General features: G+C 40.3%; 14 protein-coding genes, 1 tRNA gene and 1 pseudogene. 12 read left to right on the top strand and 4 right to left on the bottom strand.

All coding sequences use genetic code 11. The features are described from left to right. The first annotated feature begins 2 nt into the window (after positions 1 to 2). The 4 genes and pseudogenes from BMX95_RS11955 (at position 3) to BMX95_RS11940 (ending at position 4,134) form a co-directional block, all read left to right on the top strand. The gene (locus tag BMX95_RS11955; RefSeq protein ID WP_081200628.1) at positions 3 to 1,661 is read left to right on the top strand and encodes an MFS transporter; all 1,659 of its coding nucleotides are present in this window, start codon (positions 3 to 5) and stop codon (positions 1,659 to 1,661) included. A 108-nt stretch (positions 1,662 to 1,769) separates the two neighbouring features. Then, complete coding sequence (locus BMX95_RS11950) at positions 1,770 to 2,582, top strand: sensor histidine kinase (protein WP_081200627.1); 813 nt, start codon at positions 1,770 to 1,772, stop codon at positions 2,580 to 2,582. Between the two features lie 297 nt (positions 2,583 to 2,879). Beyond that, a pseudogene (locus BMX95_RS35835) lies at positions 2,880 to 3,020 on the top strand (DUF1016 N-terminal domain-containing protein); the annotation flags it as partial. Positions 3,021 to 3,630: 610 nt separating this feature from the next. Continuing rightward, entirely contained in the window at positions 3,631 to 4,134 is a 504-nt protein-coding gene (locus BMX95_RS11940) for a hypothetical protein (RefSeq protein WP_133053917.1), read from the top strand. Between the two features lie 222 nt (positions 4,135 to 4,356). Here BMX95_RS11940 and BMX95_RS11935 read toward each other — a convergent pair whose 3' ends face one another. From BMX95_RS11935 to BMX95_RS11925, 3 genes are all read right to left on the bottom strand, one after another. Further along, positions 4,357 to 4,884, bottom strand: coding sequence for a hypothetical protein (locus BMX95_RS11935; RefSeq protein WP_081200625.1), 528 nt, complete (start codon positions 4,882 to 4,884; stop codon positions 4,357 to 4,359). Position 4,885: 1 nt separating this feature from the next. After that, positions 4,886 to 5,872, bottom strand: coding sequence for an AAA family ATPase (locus BMX95_RS11930; RefSeq protein ID WP_081200624.1), 987 nt, complete (start codon positions 5,870 to 5,872; stop codon positions 4,886 to 4,888). A gap of 65 nt (positions 5,873 to 5,937) precedes the next feature. Then, positions 5,938 to 6,021 (bottom strand) — tRNA-Leu (locus BMX95_RS11925). A 491-nt stretch (positions 6,022 to 6,512) separates the two neighbouring features. Here BMX95_RS11925 and BMX95_RS11920 point away from each other — a divergent pair. The 8 genes from BMX95_RS11920 to BMX95_RS11885 all read left to right on the top strand — a co-directional run bounded on the left by BMX95_RS11920 (position 6,513) and on the right by BMX95_RS11885 (position 12,309). Then, entirely contained in the window at positions 6,513 to 7,892 is a 1,380-nt protein-coding gene (locus BMX95_RS11920; protein WP_081200623.1) for a T9SS type A sorting domain-containing protein, read from the top strand. A 379-nt stretch (positions 7,893 to 8,271) separates the two neighbouring features. Beyond that, positions 8,272 to 8,649 carry a hypothetical protein gene (locus BMX95_RS11915; RefSeq protein WP_081200622.1) on the top strand — a complete coding sequence of 126 codons (378 nt, stop codon included), beginning with the start codon at positions 8,272 to 8,274 and terminating at the stop codon, positions 8,647 to 8,649. Between the two features lie 32 nt (positions 8,650 to 8,681). Then, on the top strand, positions 8,682 to 9,155 hold the full coding sequence (locus BMX95_RS11910; RefSeq protein ID WP_081200621.1) for a hypothetical protein: 474 nt from the start codon (positions 8,682 to 8,684) through the stop codon (positions 9,153 to 9,155). 12 nt (positions 9,156 to 9,167) lie between these two features. Then, positions 9,168 to 9,659: a hypothetical protein gene (locus tag BMX95_RS11905; protein ID WP_081200620.1), complete on the top strand. Its 492-nt coding sequence runs from the start codon at positions 9,168 to 9,170 to the stop codon at positions 9,657 to 9,659. A gap of 17 nt (positions 9,660 to 9,676) precedes the next feature. Then, positions 9,677 to 10,225 (top strand): hypothetical protein, encoded by a 549-nt coding sequence (locus BMX95_RS11900; RefSeq protein WP_081200619.1) that lies wholly within the window; start codon positions 9,677 to 9,679, stop codon positions 10,223 to 10,225. Positions 10,226 to 10,249: 24 nt separating this feature from the next. After that, entirely contained in the window at positions 10,250 to 10,798 is a 549-nt protein-coding gene (locus BMX95_RS11895) for a hypothetical protein (protein WP_081200618.1), read from the top strand. 31 nt (positions 10,799 to 10,829) lie between these two features. After that, complete coding sequence (locus BMX95_RS11890; RefSeq protein WP_081200617.1) at positions 10,830 to 11,372, top strand: hypothetical protein; 543 nt, start codon at positions 10,830 to 10,832, stop codon at positions 11,370 to 11,372. Positions 11,373 to 11,460: 88 nt separating this feature from the next. Continuing rightward, positions 11,461 to 12,309 carry a sigma factor gene (locus tag BMX95_RS11885; RefSeq protein WP_081200616.1) on the top strand — a complete coding sequence of 283 codons (849 nt, stop codon included), beginning with the start codon at positions 11,461 to 11,463 and terminating at the stop codon, positions 12,307 to 12,309. 9 nt (positions 12,310 to 12,318) lie between these two features. Here the strand turns inward: BMX95_RS11885 and BMX95_RS11880 are convergent, their stop codons facing one another. Next, entirely contained in the window at positions 12,319 to 12,888 is a 570-nt protein-coding gene (locus BMX95_RS11880; protein WP_081200615.1) for a carboxymuconolactone decarboxylase family protein, read from the bottom strand. Positions 12,889 to 12,906 lie beyond the last annotated feature (18 nt).

Genomic DNA, 12,906 nt, shown 5'->3' with positions numbered 1-12,906 from the left:
ACATGGCAGAAACAGACAAAAAAGGCACTACAACACCTGGTACGGTTACCAACGCATCGACTGTTATAGCAACAGGTTCTTTTTGGTCGCCATTTCAATATCGGGTGTTCACCGCAATTTGGCTTGCGGCATTATTCTCTGACCTTGGTCTATGGATGCAAAATACTGGCGCCAGCTGGTTAATTGCAAAAGCACATAACTCTACGATATTCGTTACCCTCATGGTTACCGCCACAAGCCTCCCAATATTTCTTCTGGGAGTTCCGGCTGGGGCGCTATCCGATATTTTTAATAAGCGCAAAATTTTGCTTATCACCCAAAGTTGGATGTTTATTATCGCGGCCATCCTATCTGTTTGCACTTTTCTGGGATATACATCGCCTTATCTCATATTAACTCTCTCTTTTTTACTTGCTTTGGGACCGGCCATAAATGAAACGGCGTGGCAATCTATCGTTCCTCTTGTTGTTCCTCCGGGTAGCTTAGCATCAGCTATAGCACTGAATGGTGTAAGCATAAATCTTGCAAGAGCTATTGGCCCCGCATTGGCAGGATTAATTTTAAGCTATTACGCTGCATCTTATATTTTCATTTTAAACGCATTTTTTTTCCTGATTACTTTTTTTGTCGTGTTTTTCTGGTCAGGTACGCCAGTCTCGACTGCACTTCAAACGGAGCGCTTCTTTGCTGCAATGCGTATTGGCGTTAATTATATGCGGTATGCAAATAAATTGCACCCGGTCTTGATTCGGTCTGTAATCTTCGCAATCGGCGTAAGCGGAATGTTCGCTCTATTGCCGATCATTGTTTCAACCAAATTGAAGCTCGAAGCTAATTCTTATGGAGCTATGCTTTTTTGCATAGGTGGGGGTGCAATTGTCGGGGCGCTTGTGCTCTCAAAAATAAACAGAATTCTTGGTGCTGATCAGAAATTGCTTTTGGCGACTGTCGTCGTCATTTTGGTACTTCTATCGATGTATCATATAAGCAATGTGTATATTCTCTATGTAGGATTTTTTATTTCGGGTATTGCCTGGCTTATGACAATGTCCACTTTCAATTTTTTAATTCAATCGAATGTTCCCAAGTGGGTGTTGTCCCGTTCGATTAGTATTTACCTCCTTCTTTTTCAAGGAGGCTTAGCAAGTGGCGGCTTCTTATGGGGATGGATTGCAGATAACTATTCCTTAAAAATGTCTCTCTATTGCGCAGCCGGGTTATTGTCATTGAGTCTGTTAATGGCTTTTAGATATAGGCTTGATAGTATTGTTCCAGAAGATTTAACGATACCTGAAGCTCCTCTGGCTGTCATACCACTATTAGAAATAACTGCTGTTGATGGGCCAGTTTTAGTCTGGGTTGAATACACCGTTGCGCAACAAGATATAAGGAGTTTTACAACGGCTGCTGAAACGCTCAGTCAATTACGTATGCGAAATGGAGCGTCACAGGTAGGATTATTTCAGAATGTAATGGTTCCAACACTTATTACCGAGTTTTATTTTGTAGAATCCTGGTCTGAATATCAGATGCAGGTCGAGCGTTACACGGTCAATGATCTTGAAATTTTAAGTGGCATACTGAAATATCACTCTGGAAGTACCCCACCCGTAGAGAAGGTTATGTTAGCCCAGGTTCCCAAAGAGATACCGTCAACATAGAATATGGAATTTTAAATTATTACTGTTGTGACAAAACGGGAAGAATAATCATGGTAAGTAAATCAAGGTAGTATGTGGAATCTATAGACGTTCTAAGCTGATAACATAATGTTACCCGACTTTTTTATATTTACCATCCTGTTAGTCACTGCGACCACCGCTGCAGTGTACTATTATGGCCGCCAACGCAGGAGCAGCAAGCGGCTGGATAATGCCTTGACAGAGGCGGAGTCCCTTGAAAATCAATTGAGCGCAGCGAAGTCATCATCCGCTGAGCACTCAGCCCATCACGAATGGCTAACGCGGGAAATTCATCACCGGGTAAAAAACAATCTGCAGATGATTAGCAGCCTTCTCAATCTGCAGTCTGCTTATCTCACCAATACCTATGCAAAAACTGCACTCCGCGACACCAGACACCGGGTACAGGCAATCTTGCTGGTGCATCAAAAACTTGATCAGGCGTCGATCGTCAGTAACCTTAACTTATCCCAATATATCGATGAACTGCTCTATTACTTAAATAACGAATATAGCGACGTGCAAGGTATCCGTTTCGAATCGAGCCTTAAGCAGTTAACTGTCAATTTCGAGCTGGCAGTGGTGCTCGGTCTAATTATCAACGAAGCGGTGGGTAATCTATTAAACAACGCCTTTCCTAAAAATAAACCAGGAACAGTAGCAGTGAGGCTCGAAACAGCTGGTGTGTTTGCCTACAAACTCACCATTGCCAACGAAGGAATCGGACTCCCCGACAATTTCAACGTTCAGCCTGAAAGCGCGTTTGCTAAAAACCTGATCTGCGGTCTCAGCGACCAGGTGAATGCGAACCTTATATTGGAAAATGAAGACGGACTGCCGCTAACCCTTATATTTACAGCCACCCCGCTGTCATTTACGTGTCAACAAAAGCGGGAATAAGCGTGAAAAACCGACCCAAAAATGATCCCATATAAAACAAAAAAGCATGTAAATCGATGATCTACATGCTTTCTGCCGTGCCCAGAACAGGAATTCTTAACTTCTGGATATCAATTATTTAAACCCTGTTGTGTCAAGGGTGTGTCACAGAAAAATAAAGAGCCTATTTACGTGCCCGTTAGTGTGCCTGTTAAAGGCGGAATACGGAAGCCAGCTATTTGACCGGCTTTCAACAGACCTGACCCAAGCCTACGGAAAAGGCTTTGGAAGATCTAACTTTCTTTTCAAAACAGTGGGACATTGTCCCACAAATTGACCTGGAGCCATTATTATGAGATTCTAAAAGCTGATTCTGATCTTGAAATCAGCTTTTATACTAAGCAGTCTGAGAAAGAGAAATGGAGCGTGAGGGAATTGAAACGGCGCACCTTCTGGTAAAAAGCATAGCGGAGGTCAAAAAGTTCCTGGTTCCGTCTGATCTCATTGGTACGTGCCTGCATCCTGGCATACACTGAGGCAATTAAGGCGATACATGGTGTTGCGAGAGAGGTTATAACTTGAACTGTATCTTACTTCTGACTTATTCCATAATAGTGGGACAGTGTCCCACAAATTGGTTTTGAATGTTCTGTTCCCAAAGACAAAAATGGGAGAAACCTTGAATTTACAAGTTGTATCCATTTCAAAGAAGGAAATAGAAATCAACTGATTGCATTAGATCAGATATTTTCTAGTTCCATTGTGGCACTTTTCCTACCCTGTGAAACCAACTGTAGCGGGCAATATTGTGAAACAATCTAAAGGGGAGGGCTGCGATGGCAGAAAAGAAATATCCTTTGATGTGGAAATGTACTTTACTGGCATCTCATAGCAAATGACCAGAAAAAAAATATTGTATGTTCCCGGGCTAATCAGCCTGATAGGGCTTCCTATATTGCTATGGATCATGGGTCCGCAGGAAATAATTAGACATAATTGCATTAAACTATTTCTTCCACAAGACAAAAAACCTTTACCCAATGTTCTAGCCTTTTCAAGATACACAGTTATGACCGCCATAAAAGGCAAGAAAATAATCCCGGTAGAATTCTGGTATGACCCTATGGGTGAGCCTATTGAAACGTTTAATTATAACAACAAACTTAATTTTGTTTTGCATAAGATTGAACAAATAACATATACACACGACACTACCTCTGTTTTAAAAGTTTGTTTGGGCGAGGGTATTAGCTATGGAGATTTTGTAGGCATATTGAATCAATTGATACTTCACCGGGTAAAACGATATGCGCTCGTAGACAATGAACTTTATATATTCGGTGAACCCCTAATTGCCCCACTGCCTCCATTGGAACTCGAAGTCGACGTTATTGCCCCTTCAATAGTCTCTTCAGAAGACGATAAACCTTCGGTATGGGACATGCTCAAAGAACGGGTTCAAGACATGCTACAAGTCACGGCTTTTCTCTTAAAGCATAATTACATATTTATCAGCGGTTTCATATTACTGATATTTATTCCATTTACGCTGAAAATCCTCAATTGCAAATAAGTTGACGTGTTCACAAAAAGGAGATTAAACCAATTTGACTTGATCCCAAAAATCGACACAAAAACGACCACACATAAAACAAAAAAGCCTCGCAAATCTTTTTGACTTACGAGGCTTCGTGGGCCCAGAAAAGGAACAAAGCCCCTTTGAGCTTCACTACTTTATAAATAATGGACTTTCGGTCAGAAAAGTTTTGGCGCAATTATACCTAGGGCGATTTAACTACAACGCCTTTAAAGCCTCTAAATCTGCATTAAAAGGATGGGCAAGCAAATATTTTATACAATTAGTAAGCAAGTTGAAATCTTCAAGTTGGTGATCACGGAGCACTCTAAAAAGCGTCTTGAACTTTTCGTCCTTCTTACTATTAACCATTTTAGTTGCTTTTCGAAACTTGTCAAAATCAGCAGGTAATCCAAAATCTTCAATATTAATCCCTGCTTTATCTACGTTATACAAAATGAACTTTTCGATAGCCGGGATTACTCTTAAAATGTAGTGATTCCGACTATTATGCTTATACAACTCAATGTTTCCTTTCGCCAAAACTAACAAGAATTTTTTCAGGTAATCCAACTCCTGCTTATCCTTATCGACAATGCCCAAGGCAAAATTATCAGCGAAGTGCTCTTGCATAACCTTCGTAACAGTTCCACATCCTTTTTGATGATTATAACCTCTGTTTGGAGGTACTAATGTTTCAATCAGATTGGTATCTACATAGCATTCAGGGATAACAGACAAATCCATACTATAAGTAACTTTCACTATTAGTAAAAAGATCAACTCCATTCTGGAATATCTCATATAACTGATCTGATGAAAGGCGATTCACTACAGTTTGCCCATCCCTGAAATCTACCATATAAACGCTTAATTCGTCCCTGCCATTTTCAAGAAGGTCATTTAAGATAAAGGGACTGTGTGTGGCTATAAAATACTGATTATCCTTTTTGTAAATTATCTCTTGAGTTAAATGCGTCATGTACGGAGGAAATGAGTGCGCTTCAGGCTCTTCGAATAGTAATATACTATTATTATTAGACGCTATTGCAGACTTATAGAAAATAATTCTTTGCAGTGTATCAGCAATCGAGTTATAAGGTATTAAAAACAAACCATCTTGCTTGTTCTGAACTACCTTAATTGTTTGACTGCCTTTATCAAAAGCAATCTCCAGATTGTATTCACGAAATAGAGCTACTACTTGTTGCTTTAACTCATCGTAATTCTCGATAATTGAGAGCAAGTTACTTCCGAATGGAGGGACCAGGTATTTTGAATGAGATCGTTTATAAGCAACATTGTGTTTGTACTGATATTTTTTTACAGGAACATCAAAGGAAGTTGGGGTATTAATGCCTTTAACAATCAATTTATCATCTATTCTAAGGTCTTCCCACAACTGATTATGTAAACTTAATCTGGCTTTTAAACCTTCTTTGGGGTTAAATGCCATTGCACAAGAGCCTATTGCAATATCAATTTCCGCGGCTGATTCTGTATTTCCATTATAAAATAGCTCTGTTTCACTTTCAAGGCGGATTAAATGAGACAACTTACGGGTTGGATTTTCCCGTAAATAAGGAATCGAAAAAGTAGAAAGAGCTTCCAAAATATTCGACTTACCTACGTTTGGCTTACCGATAAAAAGATTAATTCTGGAACAATCTGATATTTGAAGATCACGAATAGATTTGAAATTCTTTATTGATATGGAGGGAATGGCTTCTAGCATGAATTTTTGATATGATTCAATATAACATAAAAAAACCTGTAGATAATGATCTACAGGTTTTTTTGTGCCCAGAACAGGAATCGAACCTGCACTACCTTGCGATAACCAGATTTTGAGTCTAGCGCGTCTACCAGTTCCGCCATCTGGGCTTTTCCTTCTAAAGAACCTGTTTTACTTCCTTAAAATCAAAGACTTATATTCAGTAAACCCCGTTCTTCAAATGGGATGCAATATTACGGATTAGAATATTCCTGTCCAAAATGTAGCGTGATTTTTTTTAAATATTAGATGGGAAAAGCCATTTTATGCCGCCGCCTGGCTGTTTTCCGTGTTATTTACCATCGTTATGGCGCCGGAATGGTAGGCCAATAGCCAGAGAATGGTAGGGGAATTGCCTGCAATACTCCCCAGGACAAGGCAATTCCCTGGCAATCTCCAGGCAATGGTCAGGCAATACCCAGGCCATTAAAAGGTAGCTGCCCTGCACACTTTACAGCCCAAATCGCACGCTTTCTGTCCAAATTCGCGCACTTACTAACTCCAGCTTTTATGAATCGGTTAAGCCTTTAAATTACGTTAGGGTTGTGCAATGTCAGCAGTGGCATTACACAATACATCTTAACCATTAAAACCTTTTTTTATGCTCAAAAATCTACCTGCGTTTTTGTTGGTGGCCTGCCTGGCCATATTCGAATTGGTAACCGCCCAGGACAATGTCAATGAAACCCCGAATGTAAAACCCATGTCAATTAGTGAATGCCCGGGCTGGGCCGGACATGGATTCTGTAACCTGATCCTGAATAGCCAGTTTACCATATCGGGTGGCACACCTGCCAATAACAATCCGTTCATTTCTCCCTTTCTGGCCAATTGGGATGCTTCACATGGTTCGCCTCAACTGAATATAAGAGTTCCTGAACCCCTCGATTATTTACCGCCCGGAACCAATGTGGCTTCTATGTGGGCGAGGGGAGATGCTGGAGGGGAAGGAATAGTTGGAAACATTCCCAACGCATCACCAGGCGGATTGAATATAGGGGAACCTTACCTTTTATCCTTTTACCGGCGCGTTACTTCTGAACCAACGATCCCGAGTACCCACCTGGATAATTTTTTCATCGTTCTTATTAAATGTGCCGACAAGACAAAATTCCCGGGTGGAAGCCTTACCAAAACCGACATTCCCGCCCTCCCGGCAGGCTCTCAGGTAATTTATTGTGAAACCTTCATGGATATCAGTGCTATCCCCGGATTCCAGCGTATAGTAGTCAGGTTTATACCGAAAGATAAGTATGATCTGATCTGGATCTTCCCCCGCCAGATCGGTTCTGCCGGCCAGGCCTGGTTACATGTAGCCTTCCCACAAATATTCAGGGAGAAATTGGTAAACGGACCATTTTTCGAAGATGACAACCTCAATTGGTACCTGGGATACAATGGCGACTTTCAAAACGGGTTTACCGCTTTGTGTGATGAGGTAAACACAAAAGCTGAATGGTATGGCCCCGCGAATAATCTGTTGTGGTCGGCTACCGTGCGCGGTTCTTATTATCCCAACGCTTGTCCATATACAATGCCTTGTTCGCCTTACGGGCCTGTGCCGCTTGCTTCACAAACTTATACGTTCAAACAAACATTTTTAAATGCCGTTACCACCTCTAACAATTGCAGTGAGTTTGTAACTTCGCGCACTTCCATGCCATTCGAATTACGGATGGCTACCAGTCCACAAAAGCCACCGGTAGTCGTTACCGAAAATATAATAGCAAAAGATGCTGCCTTTATTCGTTATGACTCTTATAATCATAATGTGGTGGTAAGGGCCGAGTCGGTTCATGATCAGCCTGTAACCCTGTTTGTATATGATATGCAGGGAAAGATCATCAAAAAATATAACAGCCGCGCCATGCAGGGTACAAGCAATCATATCCTGAATCTGCAACAGGTGTCTGCCGGAATGTACTTTGCCAGTGTTCAACTGGGTAATAACCGGTACTCCTATAAGTTCAGCGTTCAATAATAGTAACAACTCATCACTCCACAGGACAAGGCGGGATTTCCCTCTTGTCCTGTTGTTTTATTAGAGAGGTTAAGGGCGTTTGGGTAACATGCACGCTTATTGTTCAAAACTGCACGAATAAACCCCAAATCAACACGCCTATACAAATTCCCCGGCAATACTGGCATATTATAGCCGGATTAATTATTTTTGTGCCGCATTAACACCGTTACCCTGAAAACCTTTATGATCGTGAAAGTACTTTCCTGTGTTCGTATACTCACCAGCTTAGTTCATCTCACACCCTCGTTACGGGTGAAATAATTCCAGACCACGATTCAGCCAATATGTACCCGCAGCCCTGGCGTTTCTGATACGCAGGGAGTTAAAATATTGTATAATGGAACGAAATAAAATGCCCCTTATCAGGGCGGTTGCTAAAATAGTATCAAACCTTTCCTTAGAAGAGGTAGCTGAAATAATTTCTGAAAGAGTCTTTGGCGGTTTGCCTTTTGAAGGCAAAGATTACGAGATCTATGAAGAAATACCAGCAATTTATATAGGACCTGCTATTATGGGCTTTGCAATAATACTATCAGCGGGCGAGGCTAATGATTACTTCCTGGAAATTAACCAGCACAGAACATTAAGCAATTACATCAATTACAATAGTATCCCAGAGGAATGGCTGAGGATAAATACCTACCTGTATCATGTACTTAAACATGAGCTGTACGATGTTCCGGAAATACAGATAATTGAGCTTAATGGACTGTAGGTAATAAATGCGTTAAATGATAACATAATCCTATGAAGGAAGGAATAAAAGAATTAATAGTGAAAGGTGTTCATCATGAATTTGTTTTTGATGAGCAGGTGAATAAATGGCGTAGCGCCGGGAATGAAATGCTGATCCAAAACTATTCAATCGATCTGTTAGTTGACCCCAATGACTCGGATAGCGAACGCACCTGGAAAGACGTGACGGATTTTATAGGCTTTTTATATTTTAAACCGCAAATGACGAGTGATCGGGTGGAACGTGCGCGGCCTGTTATAAGGGAATTTTTCAGGGCTAAAAATAAAAAGCAATATAACAGCGAATTCTTTCAGGATCTTGTCTTTAAATTTTCATCTATTCATTTCCATGGCCATAAAGGTGGTGATTTAATATATGATTTTTACTTCTACCCACAGCATGGGAAGGATAATGATCCTGAACTAAGTCAGCCTCTTTACGTGGCAAATTTCAAAAACATACACTTCATAGGTGTTACCTGTTAAGAATTGTACTATATGAACAACGTAAAAGAGCTAACAGTTAATGGCCTTGTTTATACTTTCGTGTATGATGAACGGTATAATAGCTGGTGGGTCATGGAGGATGATTCACTAATTGATAACTATGCGGTTGCCCTGGAAGTTGAAGTTAAAAGACCAGGTGGTGAAGTTGATTGGGAGGAGATAACCGGTTTCATAGAATACCTCACTGGTGAAAAACAGGAAATCAATGAGAACCTGGATAATGCACAAACTGTTATGAAGGCCTTTTTTAACGCAAACAATAAAGAATATTTTTCAGACGAATTTCTGAAAGATGTCATATTTGAACCTTTCGATATTACTTATAATGGTTTATTTAAAAAAGATGATACGACACCTGTTTTCGAATATTCATTTGTGTATTTCCCCTATTACGCTCATCATGGGGAAGATTTGGGGGCCTATTCCTGGGAAGCAAATTTCAGGGGCGATCAGTTCCTGGGCGTGAAACGTAATATTTCTTAATAAAAAAAACTATAACAATGGGCGCGAGTTTGGATCTATGTGGAGTAAACGCTAAAAAAATAGTGGAAGGTTATCCGGGCTATTTTAAAAACAGCCAGGAGATATCTCTTGAGGAATTTATACGTCTTTACGACGAAACCTTATGGGAAAGAAAATATGATAGTATAGATCGTGGAATAGAATTTATTTTTGGAAATGCGATCAGGAGATATTGTTCCGTTATTTGGGAGATGACGGATTATTGTTTTAGTTCTTTTGATTGGCTTAATGATGAAAGAGAAGTGGAGCAACACGAGCTTAATTATAAATTAACAAAGGACCAGGTAATTGATTTAATGGATTGGTATATAGCTTTATCTTATGTATTTTCTGATGATGAATATGTGCTTGCTAAAATAAAAGAACCAAAATATTTGGAACAGGCAAAAAGGATGATTGAATACTTTGAAGCTATATATAAGGACCGGGAAAACTATTTTAAAGTAATAGGATATGATTTTGTTGCATTAAAGGAAGAGGTGGTGAATGCTCATTATGACTTTTATTTCTATACTTATTCGTGTTAATGGAAACATATAAAAAAACTAACAATGAGTGCAAGTCTGGATCTGTATGGAGTAAACGCTAAAAAAATAGTGGGAGATTATCCTGGCTATTTTAAAAACAGCCAGGAGGTATCTCTTGAGGAATTGATACGTCTGTACGATGAAATCTTATGGGAAAAAGTTGATGATAATATAGATTGTGGACTGACATTTATTTTTGGTAATTGGATTAAGAGGTATTGCTTCACTATTTGGGAGATGACGGATTATTGTTTCAGCTCATTTGATTGGCTTAATGATGAAAGAGAAGTGGAGCAACACGGTCCTAATTATAAATTAACAAAAGACCAGGTAATTGATTTAATAGATTGGTACATAGCTTTAACTTATGTATTTTCTGATGACAAGGAACTGGTTGCTGAAATAAAAGAACCAAAATATCTGGAGCAGGCAAAAGTGATGGTTGATTACTTTGATGCTGTACATAAGGAGGAGGAAAACTATTTTGAAATATCAGGTTATGATTTTGTTGCATTAAAGAAGGAGGTCTTAAATGCTCACCATGACTTTTATTTCTATACTTATTCCTATTAATGGAAACAGGATAGTTGCTTAAAAATTAATTATGATCACCGCATTTCATCTGATAGCTTCAAACAATATTGACCTGACGGTGGATCTTACAAATGATCTAAGTAATAGGGATGTGCTGGAAGGGTATGATATGAAGACGAAAATAAATTATTCCACCGCAAGCACTAAAGGAATAAAATGGTTAGCACAGGGAAAAGAGCACCTTATTTATTCGGCGGGAATGAGGATACATGGAATGGTAACACCAGACTTTAAAAAGGTGGTTGTCATTTATCCACCCGGCCATCCTGAATTTCCGTCGCCCCATAACGCGGTTGTCTATAATGAAAACGGGACCGTACACCTGATCCTGGCCTGTCCCGAACCAATATCCGAACTGATAAAGAAAAGTACCCGGTACTTACGGTACAGGCAACAGACCAAATTGTATATAGTTGGCGCAGTTTGGAAAAGAAATGAGCAGGGGGATGTTGTAATGGCGGTCAATATCGAGTTTGACGATGAGTATTATGAAACAAGAGAACTGAATTATGCTACCGGAGCGTTTGGCGCATGCTTAAGTTCGGGGAAATAAGGTCCCTTGTTGCCTGAACGCTTTTTGCGCACAGGCCAGGCAATAGTTGTTCATTTTTTCAATAGCTTTGTTATAGCATTTAAAAGAAATGGAAACAACTACTGAAGTCCTGCAACTCCGTCCATACCTGTTCAAAATTGCTTACAGCATGCTTGGCGAAATTGAGGAAGCGGAAGATATTGTTCAGGACATTTATGAAAAATGGCTGGCCATTGACCATGTAAAGGAGCCGAAAGCCTATATGGGGCGCATGGTTGTAAACAAAAGTATTAAACGCCTCAATGAATTGAAGACAATCCGGGAAACCTATACCGGAACCTGGCTGCCAGAGCCTTATATTACTACAGAAGCGCCTGAATCACCAACCATAGAATACGGACTGCTTTATTTATTGGAACGGCTGAATCCTGTTGAACGGGCCGTTTTTATATTACGGGAAAGCTTTACAGAGGAGTACAGTTATATTGCGGACCTCACCGGGCTTACCATGGAAAATTGCCGCCAAACCCTGCACCGCACGTACGAAAAGCTTGGCCGCAAACCAAAACTCCCGGTTGATTTCGAAAAACACCATGCACTCATTGAAGCCTTCCTGGTGTCTTTATTAAACCAGGACCGGTCTTCATTAGAACAGATCCTTCGCAGTGACATAGAACTCTACGGTGATGGCGGTGGCAAGAAAACTGCTGCGCTTAAACCTATCTTTGGCTTTGAAAAAGTACAAAAGTTCTTATTGGGTGTTATGCAGCTTCCCGAAAACCAGGGCGATCAGTTTGAAGTTATGCCCGCCTTTGTTAACGGAGTACCAGCAGCACTGATACTCCGTAAGGCAGATAAAGAAGTAGACTCTATTCAATATTTTGAAATGGATGGATCTGTTATTACCCGTATCCTGTTTGTCCGTAATCCGGATAAGCTAAAATTCAGAACGGTATAACCAGGCCCATTATGTCCGCTGGCTTTTTCGCATTTTGGTGATATCACAAAACATATCTGAATGAACATTAAGCCCGATGTTCCCGATGTTGTAATAAAATTCAGTGGCTACTATCCAAACGATCTCACAGATGGAACGTTCATCGTAATGTTTGGCCAGTTTATCAAACAGCTCTTTTTCCATTTTGCGGTCCCGGGCAAGCCTGGTGACAAAATCCAGTAACGCTTTTTCCTTTTCAGAAAAACGGTTGTTTGTCTGATAGTCTGCCAGCTCATCAAACTTTGCCTGGTCCATGGAGGCTTCAATTGTTTTGGCCCGGCCGATATCGATACAAAAAAGGCACACATTTATTTCTGCTACTTTCTGGCGAACAAGCATAACGGTTTCGGCTGGTAACTGCAATTTGCCATCCAGCTGGTTGATTTTTCCGGAGAATGAACCAAAGCCAAGGGGCATGCGGGCTGCCATTACTTTTAATGGGGTCATTACCTTACCAAACTTCTTTTTACAATAGAAATAAAGGAGTTTCCATAGCAAACCTTTGGGATTTTCAATAGGAGTAAGAAACGGTGCGTCCATAAATTTAAGATTTGTTCT

The sequence above is a fragment of the Niastella yeongjuensis genome, from assembly GCF_900110245.1.
In the GTDB taxonomy this organism is placed as follows: Bacteria; Bacteroidota; Bacteroidia; order Chitinophagales; family Chitinophagaceae; genus Niastella; species Niastella yeongjuensis.
The sequence above is the reverse complement of the archived record's forward strand: the minus strand, read 5'-3'. Positions and strand labels throughout refer to the sequence as shown.

Bases quoted from the DNA above. Each gene is read 5' to 3' on its own strand.
- BMX95_RS11955 (WP_081200628.1), top strand. From the start codon at position 3: ATGGCAGAAACAGACAAAAAAGGCACTACAACACCTGGTACGGTTACC.
- BMX95_RS11950 (WP_081200627.1), top strand. From the start codon at position 1,770: ATGTTACCCGACTTTTTTATATTTACCATCCTGTTAGTCACTGCGACC.
- BMX95_RS11940 (WP_133053917.1), top strand. From the start codon at position 3,631: ATGACCGCCATAAAAGGCAAGAAAATAATCCCGGTAGAATTCTGGTAT.
- BMX95_RS11935 (WP_081200625.1), bottom strand. From the start codon at position 4,884: ATGGATTTGTCTGTTATCCCTGAATGCTATGTAGATACCAATCTGATT.
- BMX95_RS11930 (WP_081200624.1), bottom strand. From the start codon at position 5,872: ATGCTAGAAGCCATTCCCTCCATATCAATAAAGAATTTCAAATCTATT.
- BMX95_RS11920 (WP_081200623.1), top strand. From the start codon at position 6,513: ATGCTCAAAAATCTACCTGCGTTTTTGTTGGTGGCCTGCCTGGCCATA.
- BMX95_RS11915 (WP_081200622.1), top strand. From the start codon at position 8,272: ATGGAACGAAATAAAATGCCCCTTATCAGGGCGGTTGCTAAAATAGTA.
- BMX95_RS11910 (WP_081200621.1), top strand. From the start codon at position 8,682: ATGAAGGAAGGAATAAAAGAATTAATAGTGAAAGGTGTTCATCATGAA.
- BMX95_RS11905 (WP_081200620.1), top strand. From the start codon at position 9,168: ATGAACAACGTAAAAGAGCTAACAGTTAATGGCCTTGTTTATACTTTC.
- BMX95_RS11900 (WP_081200619.1), top strand. From the start codon at position 9,677: ATGGGCGCGAGTTTGGATCTATGTGGAGTAAACGCTAAAAAAATAGTG.
- BMX95_RS11895 (WP_081200618.1), top strand. From the start codon at position 10,250: ATGAGTGCAAGTCTGGATCTGTATGGAGTAAACGCTAAAAAAATAGTG.
- BMX95_RS11890 (WP_081200617.1), top strand. From the start codon at position 10,830: ATGATCACCGCATTTCATCTGATAGCTTCAAACAATATTGACCTGACG.
- BMX95_RS11885 (WP_081200616.1), top strand. From the start codon at position 11,461: ATGGAAACAACTACTGAAGTCCTGCAACTCCGTCCATACCTGTTCAAA.
- BMX95_RS11880 (WP_081200615.1), bottom strand. From the start codon at position 12,888: ATGGACGCACCGTTTCTTACTCCTATTGAAAATCCCAAAGGTTTGCTA.